Origin of the sequence: Maribacter algarum (ex Zhang et al. 2020), from assembly GCF_005885635.1 — a bacterium.
Classification (GTDB): Bacteria; Bacteroidota; Bacteroidia; order Flavobacteriales; family Flavobacteriaceae; genus Maribacter_C; species Maribacter_C algarum.
The window spans coordinates 16,331-36,866 of the sequence record NZ_VATY01000007.1 but is presented as its reverse complement, the minus strand read 5'-3'; the positions used below and the strand labels follow the sequence as shown (position 1 = coordinate 36,866).

The 20,536-nt window shown below is 37.7% G+C and carries 23 protein-coding genes; 8 read left to right on the top strand and 15 right to left on the bottom strand.

Annotated features, from left to right (window positions below; genetic code table 11):
- Positions 1–31: 31 nt before the first annotated feature.
- A complete protein-coding gene (locus tag FEE95_RS21520; protein ID WP_138660115.1) occupies positions 32–1,495 on the bottom strand; it encodes a DUF1501 domain-containing protein in 1,464 nt (487 codons plus the stop codon).
- 41 nt (positions 1,496–1,536) lie between these two features.
- The gene (locus FEE95_RS21515) at positions 1,537–4,371 is read right to left on the bottom strand and encodes a DUF1549 domain-containing protein (protein WP_138660114.1); all 2,835 of its coding nucleotides are present in this window, start codon (positions 4,369–4,371) and stop codon (positions 1,537–1,539) included.
- A 609-nt stretch (positions 4,372–4,980) separates the two neighbouring features.
- Between FEE95_RS21515 and FEE95_RS21510 the strand changes: the two genes are divergently transcribed.
- From FEE95_RS21510 to FEE95_RS21500, 3 genes are all read left to right on the top strand, one after another.
- The gene (locus FEE95_RS21510; protein WP_138660113.1) at positions 4,981–6,240 is read left to right on the top strand and encodes a site-specific integrase; all 1,260 of its coding nucleotides are present in this window, start codon (positions 4,981–4,983) and stop codon (positions 6,238–6,240) included.
- A gap of 329 nt (positions 6,241–6,569) precedes the next feature.
- Positions 6,570–7,115 carry a BfmA/BtgA family mobilization protein gene (locus FEE95_RS21505; RefSeq protein ID WP_138660112.1) on the top strand — a complete coding sequence of 182 codons (546 nt, stop codon included), beginning with the start codon at positions 6,570–6,572 and terminating at the stop codon, positions 7,113–7,115.
- Between the two features lie 256 nt (positions 7,116–7,371).
- Positions 7,372–8,226, top strand: a complete 855-nt coding sequence (locus FEE95_RS21500) for a helix-turn-helix transcriptional regulator (RefSeq protein ID WP_138660111.1) — start codon at positions 7,372–7,374, stop codon at positions 8,224–8,226.
- Between the two features lie 29 nt (positions 8,227–8,255).
- Here FEE95_RS21500 and FEE95_RS21495 read toward each other — a convergent pair whose 3' ends face one another.
- From FEE95_RS21495 to FEE95_RS21440, 13 genes are all read right to left on the bottom strand, one after another.
- The gene (locus FEE95_RS21495) at positions 8,256–9,008 is read right to left on the bottom strand and encodes a hypothetical protein (RefSeq protein WP_138660110.1); all 753 of its coding nucleotides are present in this window, start codon (positions 9,006–9,008) and stop codon (positions 8,256–8,258) included.
- 66 nt (positions 9,009–9,074) lie between these two features.
- Positions 9,075–9,905 (bottom strand): phosphatase PAP2 family protein, encoded by an 831-nt coding sequence (locus FEE95_RS21490; RefSeq protein WP_138660109.1) that lies wholly within the window; start codon positions 9,903–9,905, stop codon positions 9,075–9,077.
- 88 nt (positions 9,906–9,993) lie between these two features.
- On the bottom strand, positions 9,994–11,262 hold the full coding sequence (locus FEE95_RS21485) for a serine hydrolase domain-containing protein (RefSeq protein ID WP_138660108.1): 1,269 nt from the start codon (positions 11,260–11,262) through the stop codon (positions 9,994–9,996).
- A gap of 2 nt (positions 11,263–11,264) precedes the next feature.
- On the bottom strand, positions 11,265–11,405 hold the full coding sequence (locus tag FEE95_RS22220) for a hypothetical protein (RefSeq protein WP_171037116.1): 141 nt from the start codon (positions 11,403–11,405) through the stop codon (positions 11,265–11,267).
- 63 nt (positions 11,406–11,468) lie between these two features.
- The gene (locus FEE95_RS21480) at positions 11,469–12,308 is read right to left on the bottom strand and encodes an NmrA family NAD(P)-binding protein (protein WP_138660107.1); all 840 of its coding nucleotides are present in this window, start codon (positions 12,306–12,308) and stop codon (positions 11,469–11,471) included.
- Positions 12,309–12,368: 60 nt separating this feature from the next.
- A complete protein-coding gene (locus FEE95_RS21475) occupies positions 12,369–12,776 on the bottom strand; it encodes a DUF5367 family protein (RefSeq protein WP_138660106.1) in 408 nt (135 codons plus the stop codon).
- Positions 12,763–13,068, bottom strand: a complete 306-nt coding sequence (locus FEE95_RS21470) for a hypothetical protein (RefSeq protein ID WP_138660105.1) — start codon at positions 13,066–13,068, stop codon at positions 12,763–12,765. The genes FEE95_RS21475 and FEE95_RS21470 overlap by 14 nt, the downstream gene beginning before the upstream one ends.
- 49 nt (positions 13,069–13,117) lie before the next feature.
- Complete coding sequence (locus FEE95_RS21465; RefSeq protein ID WP_138660104.1) at positions 13,118–13,615, bottom strand: anthrone oxygenase family protein; 498 nt, start codon at positions 13,613–13,615, stop codon at positions 13,118–13,120.
- Positions 13,599–13,967 carry a hypothetical protein gene (locus tag FEE95_RS21460; RefSeq protein ID WP_138660103.1) on the bottom strand — a complete coding sequence of 123 codons (369 nt, stop codon included), beginning with the start codon at positions 13,965–13,967 and terminating at the stop codon, positions 13,599–13,601. Before FEE95_RS21460 ends, FEE95_RS21465 begins: the two co-directional genes overlap by 17 nt.
- A gap of 110 nt (positions 13,968–14,077) precedes the next feature.
- Positions 14,078–14,608 carry an NADPH-dependent FMN reductase gene (locus tag FEE95_RS21455; RefSeq protein WP_138660102.1) on the bottom strand — a complete coding sequence of 177 codons (531 nt, stop codon included), beginning with the start codon at positions 14,606–14,608 and terminating at the stop codon, positions 14,078–14,080.
- Positions 14,609–14,610: 2 nt separating this feature from the next.
- Positions 14,611–15,066 carry a DoxX family protein gene (locus FEE95_RS21450; protein WP_138660101.1) on the bottom strand — a complete coding sequence of 152 codons (456 nt, stop codon included), beginning with the start codon at positions 15,064–15,066 and terminating at the stop codon, positions 14,611–14,613.
- A gap of 12 nt (positions 15,067–15,078) precedes the next feature.
- The gene (locus FEE95_RS21445) at positions 15,079–15,723 is read right to left on the bottom strand and encodes a hypothetical protein (RefSeq protein ID WP_138660100.1); all 645 of its coding nucleotides are present in this window, start codon (positions 15,721–15,723) and stop codon (positions 15,079–15,081) included.
- A 53-nt stretch (positions 15,724–15,776) separates the two neighbouring features.
- The gene (locus tag FEE95_RS21440) at positions 15,777–16,370 is read right to left on the bottom strand and encodes a Crp/Fnr family transcriptional regulator (protein ID WP_138660099.1); all 594 of its coding nucleotides are present in this window, start codon (positions 16,368–16,370) and stop codon (positions 15,777–15,779) included.
- 296 nt (positions 16,371–16,666) lie between these two features.
- Here FEE95_RS21440 and FEE95_RS21435 point away from each other — a divergent pair, with 296 nt between their 5' ends.
- From FEE95_RS21435 to FEE95_RS21415, 5 genes are all read left to right on the top strand, one after another.
- Complete coding sequence (locus FEE95_RS21435) at positions 16,667–17,695, top strand: sensor histidine kinase (protein WP_138660098.1); 1,029 nt, start codon at positions 16,667–16,669, stop codon at positions 17,693–17,695.
- 11 nt (positions 17,696–17,706) lie between these two features.
- Complete coding sequence (locus tag FEE95_RS21430) at positions 17,707–18,405, top strand: LytR/AlgR family response regulator transcription factor (RefSeq protein WP_138660097.1); 699 nt, start codon at positions 17,707–17,709, stop codon at positions 18,403–18,405.
- Positions 18,406–18,759: 354 nt separating this feature from the next.
- Positions 18,760–19,377 carry a hypothetical protein gene (locus tag FEE95_RS21425; RefSeq protein WP_138660096.1) on the top strand — a complete coding sequence of 206 codons (618 nt, stop codon included), beginning with the start codon at positions 18,760–18,762 and terminating at the stop codon, positions 19,375–19,377.
- A gap of 93 nt (positions 19,378–19,470) precedes the next feature.
- Entirely contained in the window at positions 19,471–20,082 is a 612-nt protein-coding gene (locus tag FEE95_RS21420; protein WP_138660095.1) for a hypothetical protein, read from the top strand.
- A gap of 56 nt (positions 20,083–20,138) precedes the next feature.
- Positions 20,139–20,534 carry a DUF6326 family protein gene (locus FEE95_RS21415; protein WP_138660094.1) on the top strand — a complete coding sequence of 132 codons (396 nt, stop codon included), beginning with the start codon at positions 20,139–20,141 and terminating at the stop codon, positions 20,532–20,534.
- Positions 20,535–20,536: the final 2 nt, after the last annotated feature.

Here is a 20,536-nt window from a genome sequence, read left to right as displayed (position 1 = left end):
ACCGTGCTGTTAAGATGAATCTCAGATTTACTCAACTTGCGCCGCCAGAATCTTTCTGAAGCGGATTTCCAAACAAATCCAAAATAGGCTTCCCGTGCCCATCTGGGGTAGTATAAAAAGGTCTGCCCTCAATGGTATACTGCGTTTCAGGATGCATACCTAGAGCGTGATATATCGATTGATGTACCTGATCGATAACCACTGGGTTTTCGATAGATGAGCAAGGTCGCTCATCGGCCGTCTTACCGTAAACCAATCCCTTCTTTATCCCCCCGCCCCATAGCAAAATAGAGCTGCCATCGGTGAAATGGCGGTGCATTCCGTAGAACTTTTCGTCTTCGATAATATCGGGTTGATCGACCTGGTCTTTTACAGGTTCTCCGGGGCGACCCTCCATAATGGCATCACGACTGAACTCACTGGCCAAGATAATCAGGGTTCGATCTAGATGGCCACTTTCATCCAAATCTTTAATCAATTGTGCTATAGGCCTGTCGATTAATTCTTTCATTTTCTTGGCACGGGTATGTCCATTCTCATGGGTGTCCCACCCTAAAAAAGGTTCATATTCTGTGGAAACACTGATGAAGCGTCCGCCATTCATGGCTAGTCTTTTGGCTAGGAGGCAACCCAGTCCGAATCGTCCAGTGTTGTAGGTGTCATACACTTCTTTGGGTTCTTCGGATAAATCAAAAACCTTGGCCTCAGGGGAATTTAACAATCGATACGATTGTTCCATAGAACGCATCAACGATTCTCGTTGGTAGTCACTCCCTTCTTCCATGACCTTGCTTTTATTGGCCAGTTCTTTATAGAGTTTGTACCTCGCTTCAAAGCGTTTAAGGGACATCCCTTGTGGGGGACGTACACTTTCAAGTCCGCCCGAAGGATCCGGAATTAAAAAAGGTCCGAATTCCGTACCTAGGAAACCGGCCGAATGAAAGGCTTTTAACTCCTCCGCTTCACCGACCGTAAAGCGTTGCCCCATACTTATAAAAGGCGGAATAACAGGATTGACGGGACCCAATTCCTTTGCAATCCATGCGCCAATATGTGGTGCTTGTACCGACTGTGGCGGTTCGTAACAGGTGTGCCAATGGTATTGATGACGTGTATGGAGAATGTGCCCGAGATCGGCCGATTTGTATGAACGTATGATAGCTCCTTTGTCCATGACACTCCCAATCGATTCGAGGCCTTCTGAGAAATCAAGTCCATCGACCGCTGTTGGTTTTTTTGGGAAGGTGCTGAGTACTCTTTTACTTTCTACACCTTTTTCATAAGGTACGTAGGCCTTGGGGTCAAAGGTTTCCGTATGTGCCATGCCACCTGCCATCCAAAGCAGAATAACCGTATCCGCTGTAGATAGAATTTTAGGAACCGAAGTCGAGCAAGAACTCAAAAAGCTGGCCAATGGAATCGTGGTCGCCGAAGCTGCCAGACTCGCTGCCGTCATCTTTTTTAGAAACTCTCGCCGTGTATTTTGGTTGTCCATCACTATTTACTTTTTTTAATCAAGTAGCAGGCATATTGGAACTAATTGATAAATTGAAATTCCGGTAAAATCATAGTCGACCAGAAAACATCTTGCACATTTTCTAATTGCGGTCGGTCTCCCAAAACGCTCAGTAAAACTTCCTTCTCCGAATCAGAGGGTTTTCGGCCCAATGATTTTAGATACAAGTTTTCGACTATTTTTTTACTATCATAATTGTATCGCTCCAGCCAAAGGGTTGCGCCTTCCTCTAAAACCCCGTTAAAAAATTCACCGTTGGTCAATTCCAAAGCCTGTAATAGGGTGGCTTGTTCATCTCTTGATGTGGTCACGTTTTCACGACTTGGTCTCCCCAGCGCTTTCATGAACGGATGCTGTTTTACCAAACTTGCCCTTGCAAAAGCGCCATTTAGGTTTTCAAAGGTAAAATCGATTAGACGACCCCAATTCGCAGTGCCATAATTACGGACTTCCGTCCATGCGATATCATGGTAATCCTCAGAAGTCCAATTTGGGTGGGGAGCCTCGGCGACACTTTTCCAACTGGTATCCGAGTCGATTTGAACCACTTCTTTCGAATCGTATTGTATTTTCATGGAGAATAAAATTCCTGCCGGATTCGCGATGCTTCCTTCATTGCTTCCCTCTATTGCAATACTATTTTTTCCGGGTTTTAGAAATTCGCTAACATCAAGTTTTGCCACTTTTTTCCAATCGGAGCCTTCCGATACTTTGATTCCGTTGATAAATAACTGATAAGAGTGGTCTACGGAAAGCAAAACTTTGGCTTCGGTAATGGCTTTGTTGGGAAGGGTAAAGGACTTCCTAAAATAACGCTTGCCAGGTTCGGGAAGCACGTTGCGATCGAATTTTATTTCCGGATGCCATACTCTTTTAGCCGAAAGTTTCGCCTCGCTAGGGCTATATTCAACAGCATGATATACAGGGGAAATCACCTGGCTCACCGCATCGGAAAATTGCTCGGCACTCAAGCGTCTGGTAATGGGTCCTTGAAATACATAATCTGTCTTTAATTCTTCCTGCTTGGCATATTTTATTGTGGGCAATTGATATGCCTTTGACATCATAATTCTTTTTATCAAATGTTTTAAATCATGTCCCGATTCGATGAAATCAACGGCGAGCCAATCCAGCAAATCACCGTTCCAAGGGCTATTGTCCATTTCATCAAGAGGTTCGATGATACCCCTTCCCATCAAACGGTGCCAAAAACGATTGGTTAGGGTTCGATACAGTCTGCCGTTCTCGCGTTTGACCATCAATTTTGAAAGATTGTACAAGCGCTCTTGAACGGTCTCGCCTTCGACACTTCCCAATTCGGGATACAAAAAATTCGGAGTGGCCATTTTGCCAATGGGCTTGTCACAGCGATTCAATTCTAAAACGGAATCGGCAAAAACAGTTGCGAATCCATAGGCCTGTTCTAAGGTCATGTTACTCACAAAACTATTATGACAGGAGGCGCATTTGACATTGGCTCCTAGTAAGGATTGCCCGATATTTTGCGCTGCTTGCATTTCCGTACGTTGACTCGCATTGACGACACCTCTCCATTGAATTCCTTTTATGAAACCCTCTGAACCCTCAACAGGATTAACCAGCTCCGCAACCATTTGATCATAAGGTTTGTTTTCTTCCAAGGAAGTGTACAACCAATCGGTAATCTGTTTTCTACCACCGGTGATAAAGCCCGTGCCGCTGTAGTCATTCCGCAGTAAATCATTCCAAAAACTCAACCAATGTTGTGTGTAATTATGGGTATCAGCCAATAAGGTATCAATAAGAATTTCCCTTTTATTGGGGTTCCCATCCTTGGCAAATTGGGAAATAGCTTCAGGTTCGGGTAACAGCCCCACAATATCCAAATAGGCGCGTCTCATAAAAATGCGGTCTTCAACGATAGGTGACCATTCTACATCTTTGGCTTCAAAATAAGTAGCTGTAATTTTATCTACGGGATTTGTTTGGTTGGATTCTGGTAACTCCGGTTTTACAAGCGCCATCTCCGCCTCGGGAAATACTTTTAAGGCCTGGTCGGACCAATGTGCCCCATTTTGAATCCATAATTTGATTAATTCGATTTCGGTTTTCTTAAGGACTTTCCCTTTTTTGGGCATTACGCCTTCCTCATTTGGGGAAAGGGTAATTCGTTTATACAATTCACTTTCATCTGGCTTTCCAGATACAATTATGACCCCCGATTCACCACCTCTGAAAACCCCCTTCTTATTTTCCAAGACCAATTCGCCTTTCGATTTGTTCTCGCTATGGCATTGGTAGCAATTATGGGCGAATATGGCCCTAACCTCCAAGTTCAATTTGTCTTGCTGTGCTAAGGAAATAGAATCGGAATTCTTCAATTCCGTCAGTAAGGCCAACCCTTTTGTATTGTCGTATACATCTGTATTACCTGGTAAAACACTGGTTAGGTAATCTTCACCATGGGTTAGCGATGCACCCAGATGGCCTGCGATGGTCAAGAATACCACCGTTACCGAAAGTCCTGCTCTGTACGCTCGGAAATCTGGCAGTTTACCCTTAATGGTTAACCTGAGTAAAATCGTTGTCAATGTGGCCAAAACAGCCGTTGCAATGCCTGTATATTGGTGGTTGTCCACCAATTCCCCACTGTATTCTTCTTGCGTGCGCAACAGCCAACCAAATAGGGCGGAGAGTATCGCGAATACCGTTCCCACATAAACTACCCAATGGGTACCTTCTCGAAGTCCTTTCCGTTTTCCGCCAATGGTCAATAGTTCCATGAATAATGCAACCACTAATAAGCCAATAGGAAAATGGACTAGCAAAGGATGTAGTCGACCTAGAAACTGAAATATCCAATTTAAATTTTCCATATGGGCGTATCCCTAAAATTTTGAGATTTATAAACGATTATTCAAGCTTGAAAAATAGAGAATTCAAGTTCCCCATGTAAGTTAGTAATTTAAGGGAATGGTCTAATTATTCAACCCCGCTTATTGCAATGGAATGAAATCTTGGCCATAAAACAATTTTAAGGGAGATTCTGTGAATTTGCATCCTGTACTATACCGCTAATTTCTATTATTCCAGGACCTAATTATATTTGAATCATTTTGCTATCATTCGCATGGCTTTTTTATCTTTGTTTTACGAAAGCGTCAAACCGCTGCAATAGGTGTCCTTTTAGGTGTCCTATTTTGAAAATAAGATTGTAAAATATTGATTTATAATGGAGTAGGGTAGGATTTCAGATCCTGCCACCCCGACGAACCACTTTTAAGGTGGTATCAATCCCTGCTAATTCATTGATTAGCAGGGATTTTCATTTTCCTTGCATTCATATGATATCATCTGAAACCACCTTTTTGGTGTGCAATTCGGTGTGCAAAGCGGTACGCAATTTGTTGTAAATTTAAGTAGCATTTAGGCCTTCTGGATGTAGTCTTTAAACTAATGATGTTTAACTTAAAAAGACTTACAACATGCGAACAGACAGTACTTTAGGAGTGATTTTCTTCACCAGAAAGAAACGGAACGATCCCGAGAGGTTGGATATTTATGTGCGGATAACAGTCAACAAACAGCGGGCGGAACTGAGTATAAAACGTGACATTGCGGTGTGCAATTGGGACATTTTCAGGTGTCGTGCAAAAGAAACGAGCGAAAACCTGATTCTGCTTAATTCCTATTTGGACGATGTACATGCTGAAGTCCTCAATGCACACAAGCAATTGCACTCCGAACGTAAACTCATTACCGCCAAAGCGATCAAGCTAAGGTACCTCGGGGAGGACGAAGACCGAATGACCTTGATGAAAGCGGTCGAGTACCATAACAGAAATTTAAACAACGCTCTCAGACCTGGAACCTTAAAGAACTACTTTTCCACGGAGAAATACCTAAGAGAGTTTTTAAGGGAAAGCCTAAAGACGGATGACATCTATTTGATTCAGCTCAACTATAGGTTCATCGTAGACTTCGAGAACTTCATAAGGACCTACCAGCCGAAAATGGAAAGAAGGACGTGTACCAATAACGGGGTGATGAAACACCTCTCTAGACTTATGAAAATAACGAATATGGCCATAAGGATGGAATGGTTGGAAAAAGACCCTTTCAAGAACTATAAACTTCGGTTTGTCAAAAACGAGCGGGATTATCTAACAGAAAGAGAAATGGACTTGTTGGAAAACACCTCATTTATTCCAAATGGTCTTGAAAGGGTAAAGGATATTTTTCTCTTTAGCTGCTATACGGGCCTTTCCTATGTTGATATCAGAGAGTTACAACCGGAACACGTTCTCATGGGCATAGATTGCAACCAGTGGATATATACCAAAAGGACAAAGACCAACAAGCCACTGAAAATTCCACTTTTACCGAGGGCGCGCGGGATAATAGAAAAGTACAAAGAGGAACAGGAATTGTCGGGCAAACTACTCCCAGTCTACAGCAATCAAAAGACCAATAAATACCTAAAGGAAATCGGCAAGGCCTGTGGAATCCATAAGAACATCACCTTCCATGTTGCACGGCATACCTTTGCAACAACGGTGACATTATCCAATGGAGTACCGATTGAGACGGTTTCAAAACTATTGGGTCATACAAAGCTATCCACCACCCAGATATATGCAAGGGTATTACAGAAGAAAGTAGGTGAGGACATGCAAAACCTGATGGACCTGTTAGAGGCCAAAAATAAACAAAGAAGCGAAGCCCCCAAATCCTACCATAACTGAAATGCGCATGGTCCCTGTTTGATTTTTGTAGCGTCCCGATAGGTAAGCGTAAAGCAAAAATGGAATAGGGCGCATCCTACTTTTTGGTTATTGAAGAGCCCTTTTTAGGGTATTCAAAACTTAGGAGTGAAACGGAGAAGATTTGAATAGCAAGAGGACAACGCGCTAAAGCGACGTTGTGTTTTATAAATAGCGTATAAGGTATTGAAAATCAATATATTAAAATAAATTCTAAAACAATTGAAATTGTCAAAATTGTAACAATATATACCATAGGCCCAATGAGAAGGGAAAGAAATTGTAACAATCGTGCGAATAAGAGGTGAAAAATGGACGGATTCGGAACCATAAGGCTACATCATAGAACCATTAAAAGGTTCAAGGGGTTTTCAAGGAAATTCAAAAGTTCCTATTCGGAAACCCTTGAAGCGGTTATGGACTTTTTCGAGTGGCATGGAATCTTACCATCGAAACGTTTTGCAGACCAAATCAACAAAGAAGAAGCGAAAACGAGGAAGAGGGTAGAAGCGGCTATTGCCATAATTAGAAACATCGAGAAGACGCAAACGCTGCCAACGAATATTATGTTGGAAGCTTTGTTCGGAAAGCATGAAATCGTACGGAAAAGAAAAGAGCCGAAATTGGTAGAAACGAAGTTCGAAAAGCTCACAAGGGAAGAATGGAACAAAAAGGGAAACAAGGTCTCACGAATCAAGTATGACCGGCTTAAGGAAAAACACGATTCCAATATGGAGATAATTTTAAACACTTTGAATAAGGTCCAAAAGATAGAACCACGATTTGGGAAACCATACCTAAAAATAGAAATAAGTCCAATGGAATTGGCTAAACTTAAACGTCAATTCACAAATTAATATGAAATTAGATGCCTCGCAAGCAGATTAGTTTGGTAAGGATTTGGGACTTGCAGCACGAAACTTCGTTTCGCTCGCTTTGCAACTTACAATGACAGGTGAAATTTTAAATAAGAGTTATAATTGTTTAATTTTTTTTTAAAGTTGCTAATTAAGAGTACAAAAATTAATAAGCCTTTGTTGAGACTTTCTGAACTTTCTCCTTGTGTCCATCCATTCAAGTTTCATTCTATTTGTGTAAATTTATAATGCTCCTATGAACCGTGATTTTATCCATATCAATGATTTTGTAATTCTTGTTGAGGAAGCAAATACAACTAGAATAGAAGTTGATTCGTGTTACTTCGACGAGCCTCTTATTGCTGTAGCTTTTTATGGTTGGGGGAATGTAGATTTGGCAGTAAAATATGGTGAAAAGCGCAAGGATTTTAAACACACGAAGGGCCTGGCACTTTCTTTTTATGCTGACCAAGAAGTTGAATTTGAGCATACGGTGAGCGCTGATAAAAGTCTGAAGTGTCTTGTTGTAGCAACTAAGTTGAGTAATCTAGAACAGCTACCTAATCAAGAAGGCGAATTGTTCTTTGACCTTTTGCAAGAATTGGTGAACCCTAAAGACCATTATGTAGAAGGACCTAGTTTCTTTATGACACCAGAGATGGAACATATCGTTGATGCCTTTTTCTCAAATAGCTATTCGGGAAAAACAAAAATGATGTTTTTTAGGAGTCAGATTACCGCGTTATTATCTCATTTCTTTGGTCAACTAGCATTAAAACAAGAAGAAGCTTCGAAGCCACTACATAGAGAGCAGTTGAATAAGGCAAAAGATATTCTTCTTGAAAATATGGAAAACCCACCTTCACTTTCAGAGCTTTCTAAAGCCATTGGTTTTAACACTACCCGACTTAAAAAAGAATTTAAAGCTATTTTTGGTGTTCCTGTCTTTAAATATCTACAAAACGAAAGGCTAACTTCTGCACATAAACTCATAAGTAAAAATGAAGCTACAGTACAAGAAGCCGCTTGGCAAGTGGGTTACGATAGCCTTAGCTCATTCTCTAATGCTTTCGCGAAAAAGTTTGGCTATCGCCCAAGTCAAATTAAATAGCTGAACCTTTTTTCATTAGTCTTTCCAACTTAGTCTATCGGTAAAAATGTGAGACTCAAAAAGAAAATGTTAGTTATCATATGTACGAGAAGTGGATATTGAAACCCAAAAGCTACTCTTGTATACCCCGCTATGGTAGCACTAAATAATTGCGGAAGTGTTAGAATAGGCATCCATAATAGATTGACTAAACTCAACTCAAAATTAAAAATGTGTAACCAAGCAAAACTTAGACAAGACAAGTAGTATATCATTCTGAAATGCCTTTCCCAAAACCGCTGTACATTTACATTGACGGTTTTTCTGCTACATACCGCATAAACAATCAAAACAATAATAACAGCGCTAATTACTCTGTACCAAAACGTATCATCCATAAGAGATAATCTGCTTTTAAAGACTACCTTAGTTAGAATGTAATAGGTAAAACCTCCCGCAGTCAGGGCTAGATACATTGGATTAAATTTTAATGACAGTCTAAAGGTCATTTCTTCGAATAGAGGTAACACAATTCCACCTACTAGCAGTAAGAGTAATGGAGAAAAACGTTCCGCCATACTTGTGGACGTCAAGTTTTCAGGGTCATAGATAAACTGAAGCAATGATGCGACTACTACTGAAAAAACCACTTTGATTAAAAAGAGGCCAATGGTATCGTACACTTTATTTTTTACAGATTTTTCAACCGATGGGTTAAGTCTAGGAGACTTTATGAAATTCCTCAAATCTTTAATTAGAGACCAGTAATAATTTGGCCTGATTAAAGGATAGGATATAAGCATGACTATTGATTTTTATTGAAAGCTTTACGTATTAATATCAATTAAGAAATCAGGTATGGTTATTTTCTAAAAGTTCATTACAACCCCGACTTGTCCCGGAGCAAAGTTTAGATTCCAACTTATTTTTTTAGTCCCTTCGTTATATTTTTGGTTGTAACGCTTATCAAGATACTTGTCAATAGCCTCTACGGTAAAGATGCTTATTGCCACTCCAAGAGCTACATCACTAAACCAGTGTTTTCCTTCCCATAGCCTTGAAACACCAGGTACGAGTCCCACTGCATAAATTCCTCCTTTTATCCAAGGGCTTTTAAACTGTTTGGCGATGGCATAGGCATTGGTAAAGGCTAAAATGGTATGACCTGAAGGAAAAGAATCATAGTTTTTATCAAAACTAAATGGAGCGAAAGTATCTTTTGATTTTCCACTCGTGGGCCGTGCTCGACCTATAACAGTCTTGGATACTTGTTGTAAAAGACCAGCGGCGGAAGCGGAAGATATCAGTAAAACACCTGTTCTTCTAAGCTTTTCATTTTTAGTGAATAGTCCGGTAAGGTATATGGCCCCTGTGAACATGTAATTATTTTGTGGACTTCCTACTTTGTACCCGTAGTCTCTGATACTCTGAGGAGTATCGTCTTTTTGATTCCTAAAGAATTTTGAAGATTCTTCGTCGAAAATGTATAATGTTCCGGTTCCAGCTGCAACTCCCCCAAATGTAAGCCATTGACTTTCTTTCCAATGCATCGGTCTACTATATGCATAACCCATACCGCCAATGATGCTTCCTGCATCATGTTTGAGAAGATTCCAAATAGTTTCAGAACTATTTTCGAATTTATCTTGCCCAAAAATTGGACTTGAAATTATTAGAAAGACTGCTATTAGATTTTTCATTTTTTGATTGTTTTTTAAATGATATTGATGAATAAACTCTAAGGGTGTGATGAGCACCCGACATAATTCTGTACGCTGACTATTTTACTTACTTATTTCTTTTTTGATGCTTTCGAAAAAACGCAATTATGATTATTCCCAGAATGATTATCATACCTCCTATTGCCATACACTGTAACATTTGACCCTGTTGCATCGCAAACAAAAGTGCATCTACCTTTGCGGTATGTATATAAACCCAGTCGCTTGCAATTCTTGTTGCAAAATCATTACTGCCCGTTGTTAAAATAATAATGCCATCATTTGCTATGGGATTATATCGAAATGCTGTATTTATGGAAGGATTGTTCTTTCCGTCGTGACCTATGATAAAGTTTTGGTTGTCTATTTCGGTATATAAAAAGGTGCCTAACCCATAAATGGGAGCTCCAAGTGTTTCTGCTTCCGCCTGCCACATCATTTTTTGAAAATCAGTTGATAATGGTTTTTGATTAATATGGTCTTTATCAAATAAATAAAGGAGCTTTTCTAAGTCTGCCAAAGTGGTGTAAAGCGCACTTGCTGCCTGTGCTGTATAATAGCGATGTCTTGCTTTTGAACCATCTGAATTGTAGAAATCTGCTACGCTTTCGCGAAAGCGTTCATCCCATTCATAAAAGGACGATGTCATTTGTAATGGCTCAAAAATTTCAGTTTTCATATAGGCATCGAAAGATTGCCCACTTACTTCTTCAACAATAATTTGCAAAAGGGTGAAACCACCACCTGAGTATCGCCACTCAATTCCTGGCTCGATACCAACGACCGTTCTACCATCACTACCTAGGTCCGCATCTTTCGCTTTGGTTAAGGATGCTTCTAAAGTTTGAACATCTTCTGTATTTTCAAAACCCGCATAACCGAGACCATCGGTTAATCCTGCGGTATGACTTAACAAACGTCTAACTGTTACTTTTGAATCGTCAAAGTCACTTTTTGGTAAGTGCCATCTGGTCAGGTATTGGTTTATTGGAACATCTAAATCTAATCTTCCATCTTGTACAAGTTTCATCACGCCAATGGCAGAAACAAACTTAGATAATGATGCCACTTGAAAAACGGTGTTTCTATCTACAGTCTTACCATTCGAGTGAAAAGATTCCTTCACTATTTTTCCATCTTTAAATACTCCAATAGCCATACTTCCGACGAAATCATTTTGGAGTTCCACTTCTACTGAGGAGATAAATTTATTAGGCTCATTTTCCTGAGTAAATGGTGCGTGCCACCAGCCTTTATCTGTGCCTAAGAAAATCACTATCACCCATACTGCTATGAGTATAAATGATAGAAAAGAATATTTCAAAAATCGTTTCATAGCTATTTTTTAATAATACTTCCAAAAACTAAACCTATGCCAGCTCCAAGTGCTAGTCCTATTGCAATCGTATTGGTGAAGATGCCGACGCAAAGCCCGATTCCTGCTCCAAAAATCAACCCTAATATCAATTTCTTTTTCATTTTATCATTTTTATTGGCTGTGTTACACCTATGACGTGAACACAGCCTTTTTTTTCTATGTTTTTATGCTAAACTCTTTTGTTTCCAAATACCTGTCGCTGCCACTTTTGCTGCGTACTCGGTAAAGTCGATAGCCTTTCTACCCAGAACTTTTTCAACGTCATAAGAAACTTCTTGGTTATCTGGATTTCCTAATACTTCTTTAAATAGGTAGCCAAAAAGCCATACATAAGAATCCGGTAACCCGGCTTTTCGCATTCCTTCCTTAAATTCTTCAATAGAAATAGGAACATATTGAATATGTCTTTTTGTAGCCGCTGCCATAATCCCAACAACTTCTTCAAAAGTTCTCATTTTTGGACCCGTAACCGTTATAGTTTGTCCATTGTAAGAATCATCTACCAGCACCTTAGAGACCACATCTGCGATATCATTAGCATCTACAAAGGGAATTTTAGCTTCAGGCATAGGCAATGCCACAACACCATCTAATACAAAATCTATAAAAGCACCTTCGCTAAAATTCTGATTAAACCAAGATGCTCTTACCAAGGTGTAATCTAAGCCTGAATTAGCCACAATTTGTTCACAAGCTTCAGCCTCGGTTTCCCCTTTACCAGAAAGCAATACTACTTTTTTCATACCAGCAGCTATAGCTTTTTTCGTTAAGGTAGTTATTGCTTCTTTCGAGCCTGGTACAGCTAAGTCTGGGTAATACACAATATAAGCTCTATCCATACCTTCTAGTACGGCGTCATAGGTTTCCGGATTTTCCCAATCTAAAGCGGGACTCGTTTTTTGGCCGACAACTCGAACGTTGTATCCAGCTTCCTTTAAGTTTTTTGCTACTAGGCGACCAGTTTTTCCAGTTCCTCCGATAACTACGATGTTTTCAGTTTTCATTTTTATTTGTTTTTAAATTGATAAATAATTGTGCTTCAACTCTTGAAGTCTTTTTTGATTCTATTTTTGAAAATTTGATATGGTTCTTTTGGTATAGACTTTAGCAAACCAATACAGTGCAGCTATGACTATAAATTCAAGACCTATCAGCCAAAAGCCCAAGTCTGTGAAGAATTCGTAATGAGAACCTCCGTCTGGAATAATAAAAAGAGGTACTGTTATCAATGCATCCAGAATGGCTGCAATTAAAAAGAATGTTAGTCCAACCCTGTATCCTTGGGTATGATTGTCCTTCTCATAATACCGCCTTGCTCCAAACCACACCAATGGTATTACTGCAATGAATAACGCAGTGTTTGCTTGTTCTGCTGGGTTTTCTAAAATGGGTATGAAAAACGATATATTGTATACGCTCACCCCAATAATCCAGATAATAATTCCAATACTGATAGCTCTAAAATATTTCATAACTGTTCGTTTTTGATTGATTGTAAAATGAAAGCGGTCTTACTTGACCTATATGCGCAAATTGCTCACTTGCCAAATAATGAAGTTCCTTATGAAAGAGTTCATTTCGTTTTAGGAAACGAATCACCTTCTCTTTGGTTGAATGGTTACTGTGTAATCTTAAAACCTTATCATTATCCTCTAGGTCAAAATTCCATTGACCAGTACCCACGATAACATCCAAATGCGGTCGGATAGCTAGAAGCTGTATCTTTTGAACATACGTAGCGAGTAAATAAAAATCTGTTTTCATAATTTCCGTATTCATGCTGTTGTTACTTCTACTTGCTTTAGCAAAAGCACTAAAATTTTGAGTAAATCAATCCTATTAGCAGTAGCGAAAAGGATGTGAAAGAAGCAATGGTACGCTGTATGTGCCAGCGGTTCCAAGGCTGCTCAAATTTGGTTCGCAACTCTTTGAGCTCAATTGCCGAAAGACTTTCGAGCACTGTTTTATCTAACATTTCGTTAAGCGGCACATTTTTGAAAACCGTTATAAGCCCAATTCCTGCTAAGAATAAAATAGCAGCTAGCATAAATGACCAAAATGTCGTGGGATGTGCATTACGATGCAAATAGGCATTGATGAATAGTAGTATTACTGGCCCAAAAAAGGTGATGAGAAAACTGCGGTTAATGATGGCTCGGTTCATCGCCTGAAATGATTGCAGAAACCCTAAATCATCCAGTCTGCCGATTCCTGGGGTTATGGCATTAGACCACGTAAAACATAATCCTGCCGTAAGCCCTGTAAATAAGATGCCTAGCATCAATACGATAATTTTAAAGTTGATTTCCATTTTCATTATTTTTTATGAATGATATCCAGGTTAATAAATCTTGATATTCTTCGCTAGTTAATTTTATTTTCTTGCCTTTGGGCATTCGCTTTTTAATGAACACCTGCTTGTATACATCATTTGACCAGCCATTCATATTATCTTCAGTGAAGACACGTCTACGATTACGATTCTCGTGACAGACGTTGCATTTGTTTGTAAGAACCGTAAACGCTCTTTCCTCTATCGGGTGTTCTTTAGATAGACCTGTATACGCTAGACTTTCATATCCATCAGATGATGTCTGAGGGTCATTTTGCCCTGTCATAGTTGTTAGACAGATGGCGACAATTAATTTCACTAATGTGGTCATTGTTAAAAGGTTGATTGTTAATGATGATACAAAGTTGCGCAGATATACTCCCCATCATTTATTCGAGCGGAAATATGATTTGTTCGAAAAGTTCATTCCCATAAACTGGTTTAGAGTTCTTTAGAAAATCTGACTGTTTTATCTTCTAATTCTTTTCTAAAACTCTCCTCTATGATTTCACCTTCCTTAAAGTTGTCATAAAAAGATGGTAACGAATATGTTCCTATGAGATTTGCTCCAAGAAATGGAAAATAGGTGCTTGCCCCTTGCAGTACAGTTGCTCCACCTCTTCCTCCGGGGGAAGTTGCCATAAGTAGCATAGGTTTCTCCTTCCAAATTTTCATATCTAAACGTGATAACCAGTCTAAGGTATTTTTAAATACTGCGGCATAGGAACCATTATGTTCTGCTAAAGAGATAATAAATGCATCTGCCGTATTGATGATTTCATCTAATCTCTTGACGGCTGTGGGGATGCCATTCTCTGCCTCGTAGTCTTCCCCGTAAACAGGAAGTACATAATCATTCAAATCGATAGATATGATTTCTACATTTTTCAATAAGCTAGCTGTGTAACCTACTAAAGCTTTGTTGATTGATTTTTGACTGTTGCTGCCTGCAATCGTGATTATTTTTTTCATAATTATTTGTTTTTTAAGATTATAGAATCAATTGACCATTTTCCACTTCCATTTATTAGAATTGTTAGTGCTAAACCAATGACTAGTAGAGAATACTCGAATCCTTCTCCTGCTTGGTTGCCAAACCAATTCATAAAAAATCCGTGTTCTAGTTGGGTTGTGAAAATGATACCCGAGAACATTCCAATAAGTGACAATGCCCAAAACCGACTAAAGAGACCGAGTATTAAGGAAATAGAGCCAAAAAATTCAATCATTATTACTGAGAAGGCTACAATGCTGGGCAGACCCATTTGTGTTGTGAACATTTCAATAGTAGCTGAATAGCCATAGCCTCCAAAGAACCCTAGTAATTTCTGTGCACCATGTGGAAATAGTACTAAACCAAGTGTTAAACGTGCAATACTGTATCCTAGATTAGGATGTGTCGTTACTAATTTTTTGAATGAATTTTTCATAATATATAGGGTTTAAAATGTTTTACGGTAATACAATCCGAAAGAGGATTTATGAATAGGTTTAAGTCCGTATTGGTCATAATCTACCCCAAGTCCAAATTGGTGTCCTTTGTAGGATAGACCTACACGTAATTGTTGAAAACTTCTGGAATGCGATTTGAAATTATCCCAGACCGTTAGGAACTGCCCGTTTAGCCATAGACTTACTTTTGTATTAAGTGGTTTTTGTATTTGAAATTGGATAAAGAATTCACCTAGTCCCGCATCTTTCTTTTCTGAATATGCTATAGTTGGAATAACAATAAATAGAGCGTTGGAATCATTTAAGGTGAGCTTAGCTGATAATCTTTCTGAAAACCCTCCGAAACTATTATAGTATAGGGAAGGTCCGACGGATAGAGTCTCATTAAAATTCCAGAATAATGTAGGTTGTATGCCTACTTCATCAAAGATTTGATTTTCTTTTTCTCTGAATTTTTGGAAGAAAGCTAGGGTAGTTATGCTTAAGGTGTTGCTGTCATTAATTGAATAACTAGACAGCAAAGTGAAGTTTGTTTTCTCAAAACCCGAAAAGAGTTCTAGTTGGGTAAATTGAGCTTGTAAGGTGCTTACAAAACCAATTAGGAATGTTGCCGATATGAGTCTTATTCTTTTCACACTTCAAAATTGCGATGGTGAAGTGTGAAAAAAAATGAACTAGTTTAAGACTTTTACATTCGGTTGACTTTTGTAATTATTTTGCTCATAAATTCTGGAGTAATCCCAATGTATGCGGCTAAGTCTTTTTGAGTAATTCTATTGACAATTTGCGGATATTTCTTTTTGAATTCTAAATATCGTTCTTCAGCTGTTAGTGATATGCCGTAGTTTGAGCGTCTGATATAACTGATTAAAGACTTTTGATATAAGATTCGATAAAACCGTTCAAATTTTGGAATCTCTCGAAACAACAAATCATAATTCTCTCTCGAAATTCCCAGAAGTTCTGAATGTTCCGTTGCTTTAATATAATACCTAGAAGGTTCTTTGGTCATAAAGCTTGACAAATCACCAGTCCAGTAATCTTCAATAGCAAACATTGAAATATGAGGTGCCCCATCTTCATCTAAGGTATAGACTTTCAAGCATCCTTTTGTTATAAAGTACTCATACTTGGCAATCTCACCCGCCTGCATCAGAAAGTCTTTTTTCTCTACCTTAACTTCAGTCAGTAAAGAGATGTATTTCTGCTTTTCTAACTCCGTTAAATCGATAAACCGAGATACATTGTTAAGTATAAGCGTTTGTGATGCTTTATAATTCAATTCTTGTGAAATTTGATTGACTATAATTTAAATAATAAATCTCAGATTTAGAAATTCTATAATACTATGACTAACTACTCAAAATAGACTTGGAATAGTATTCTATGACCATCAAAGCTAAATCCTATTTGCGCTCAAACACTCTCGAATTCCTCGTCTCATCAATTGTTGCATAAATCTGCGTGACATTCAGTAAACATCATTTGACAGACAAATATTCCCAATTTGCAGAACCTATTTTCTATAGACAAGGAATACATCGATTTTTACTTAGAATTATTCAGTATTTTGAAATCGTGAAAAAATCAATTGTTGTTGGGTTACATATTGGGTTTTGGTTATGCTACTTGGTCTTGACCATTGTTTTAGTTGTCCTTTCATTACGTGGAGAGGATAATAATGCTATTGTAGATGAAACGACTGAAAGAGTCCTGTATTTTACAGTAATTCCTTCTGTTATTTGCTACTATTTATTCTATTTTCTTGTCTTTCCTAAGATTCGTGAAAAGAAGTTTGTGCTCACCATTGCATATGCACTTTTGTTTGCAATTGGTGCATCTATAATTGGAAATCTTTTAATCTACATTTTTTTAGGGTTAGAGAGCCTGACGGAACGCGAGGAATCTATGATGGTTGGTATCGTTTTCAGCTTTTTTGTCTGTTTAGCAACAGGTATGGTAGCACTAATCACTAAAGGGTTCATCACTTGGTACGAAGAATTAAAATTGAAAGAGGAACTCAAACAAAAAAATCATGAAATGGAAATGGCGTTGGTCAAGTCGCAACTGGATCCACATTTTTTGTTCAACACTTTGAATAATATCGACATCCTTATTTTAAAGGATGCCACCGAAGCTTCCAAATACCTGAATAAACTGTCGGATATTATGCGCTTTATGTTGTTCGAAACCAAAGCGGACAAAATTCTACTATCCAAAGAAATTGAATACATTGAAAAGTACATCGCTTTACAAAAAATAAGAACGGCCAATTCCAGTTACGTAAATTTTGGCATTACAGGTTCGCCAAATGGTAAGACCATTGCACCTATGGTCTTTCTTCCTTTTATTGAAAATGCCTTTAAGCATACCACAAACAAGAAACTGGATAATGCGATTACAATTCACATTGCCGTACATAAGGAAATCGTGAAATTCGAATGTAAAAACAAGTTTAATCCAAATAGAAAAGTGAGGCATGAAAATAGTGGTTTGGGAAATACACTAATTGAAAAGAGGCTAAACCTTCTCTACCGAGAGAAACACACTTTAGAAGTCGAGAAAGGAAAAGAGGAATATTGTGTTAGGTTAACCATTATTCAATAAATTTATAAGAAATGAGACCATTTAACTGTATAATCATTGAAGACGAACCGTTGGCACTCGAAAGAACGAAACAGTTCGCTCAAAAAGTGCCGTTTCTTGAGCTCTCAGCTACTTTTGACAATGCCCTGGATGGTCTTGCTTTTCTGAAAACCCAAAAAGTAGATGTTCTCTTTCTGGACATTAATATGGATGAGTTAACTGGAGTAGAATTACTAGAAAGTTCAAAAATAGAAAGTCAAGTAATCATTACTACGGCTTACCAAGAATATGCACTAAAAAGCTATGAGCTAAACGTTACCGATTACTTACTAAAACCTTTTACTTTTAATAGATTTCTTCAAGCAGCTAATAAAGCTCTGGATAATTTAAACAAAGTAGGGGCAATTACTACTCCTGAATTTATTTTTGTTAAGACAGAGAATCGATTAGAGAAAATTAACCTTCAAGATATTTTATACATTGAAGGAATGCGTGATTATCGAAGAATACATACTATTGATAAAAGGATTATGACCTTGCAAAACTTCAAAGAATTTGAACAAATTATACCGCCCAATTTGGTATGTAGAGTACATAAATCCTATATGGTTTCCTTAAGTAAAATCGATTCCATAGAAAGAAATAGAATAAGAATTGCAGACCAGCTCATTCCTATTTCAGAAACGTATAAAACTAGTTTTTTTGAGCAAATAAGTAACAGTAAATGGTGATTTCATAAAATAATACAAAACAAAGCCTGTAAATGGGTTTTTCATATATGGCGATTAGTTTCAAATTAGAAACTAATCGCTTTTTTATCGGGTACTTTCGCATCATACCTCTTCACCATATGATTAAAAAGTTAGAATTATAGTATTGGTTTACCACTGAGATATTTATGGTAACCACTTCAGAATTCTCCATTACTTTTTTTTAAAACAGCTCTTAAATCAAAATCTTTTGCAGATTAAAAAGACCATTTCGCAGATAGCTATACAGACCTTGCATAATACAATTTTTTAGTTATTTGAATATGCTAATATTTGCCTCATAATCAACTATTTAATAGGTTAAAATCTTTTATTATGACTAAAAAAATAAATTCAATTAGCAATAAATTCAAAATAATTGTTGGGTTTATTATTTGCTTACTAGCTAGTTCAGTTAAGGCTCAGGACAAGGACCGGTCATCATTTTTTATTGGTTATGAAACCTTTGAAATGACTATGAATAAGTTTCAAAATTTTGCAGGTGAGGTAGGCTATCGTTTCGGTGATAAAAATCAAATAAGATTAATGATTGGGGAAGTCAACCTAACAGAAAGACACTTGTCTAGTAAATGGGAATCTGCAGCTGTTGATGGAGATAATGTGGAAGGGTACTTCCGAATCTATGAATTATACTACGACCGATATTTTGGAAAACGTAAGAATTTTTATTACGGCGGCAGTATAGCCTACGTCAAGGACGAATACAATCACCTTATTTCGGATAACAGCCTAGAAAATGAAACAGCTACTGTTGGGTTTGCCATTGGCTATAGAAAAGAGAAGTTATTTGGTCTTAAGCATTTATATGCTAATATATCTATACCGTTTCGATACTATTTTAATGACATTCCAGAAACAGAATGGGGAGATACAACAATTTCAGCTCATAAATTCGTAAACAATTTTTGGTTTTTCATAGGCTATAAATTTTGATGAAACAAAAAAAAGCTCACTTAGCAATTTGTTACCACAACCCTTCCGCCTTTCTAATTGGCATTCAAAACAAAATCTTTCAAATACTTTATTATGTACAAAATAATACTATTAATTCTCTGCGTATCATTTGAAATGGTAGCGCAAATAGAAGTTCCAAATGGTGACTTTAATGAATTTGAAACCATTATCACCGACAAACACACTTATGACGTTCCTGTAGGTTGGAAAGAGCATCCAAAAAATGAAGTTTCAAGACTAGATGATGGACAAGGTTTTACGTACAAATATTACTTACCAGATGCCAACGAAAATGCTTTGGTGTTACACAGGACATATGATGTACAAGCTAATAGTGTAACCACAAGTTTTTCAATTCCTCAAAACAAAAAAAACCTCCGACTAGTTGGGCGTTATAAATTTTCAGGCTCAGATATTGATACTGCTAAGGATACTTTACGCATTGCAGTTTTTTCTTCTGAAAGTTCAATGGATGAAACTCCTTTTACACTTCCTGAAAAAGCTACAATACTAAACATAACTACGCCTGAAGCACAATTTGAGTGGTTTCATTTAGATATCAACGAAATTCCTAAGAATACTTATTTAACTATTGTCATTCAGATTATATCTGGCAGTGATGATAGTTATTATTGGGGGCAATCTAATGCCGTAATAGATGATTTAAAATTCATAACCATTTAAAATTTAGTACAAGCAAACTAATGGTTCACAACAAACAAATTATAAAATAATGCATTATGAACACAAAAAACATAGACCCAAAAATTCTGCTATCTACCTTATGGATTGTCATACTGTTTAATATGATAGTAAGAGACCTACACGAGTTTTTACGTGAAGGCTATATAGAACAAATGATGTCACTTCAAGTGCCGGAAATAAATATGTTGTTTTATGGTTTTGTGGCCCAAGTACCCATTCTTATGATACTCTTGTCAAGAATATTAAAAAACAAGGCCAACAAATGGTACAATACTGTTGCTGCAGTAATTACATCTTTGGGTTTCTTGAGTACTTTACCAGCAGCTGATATGGATGATATTTTCTTTGTGATTGTTGAAAATATTCTTCTTCTCATCATTTTACGAATAGCGTGGAAATTACCACAATCTAAAAAAAATCACTCCCTCTAATA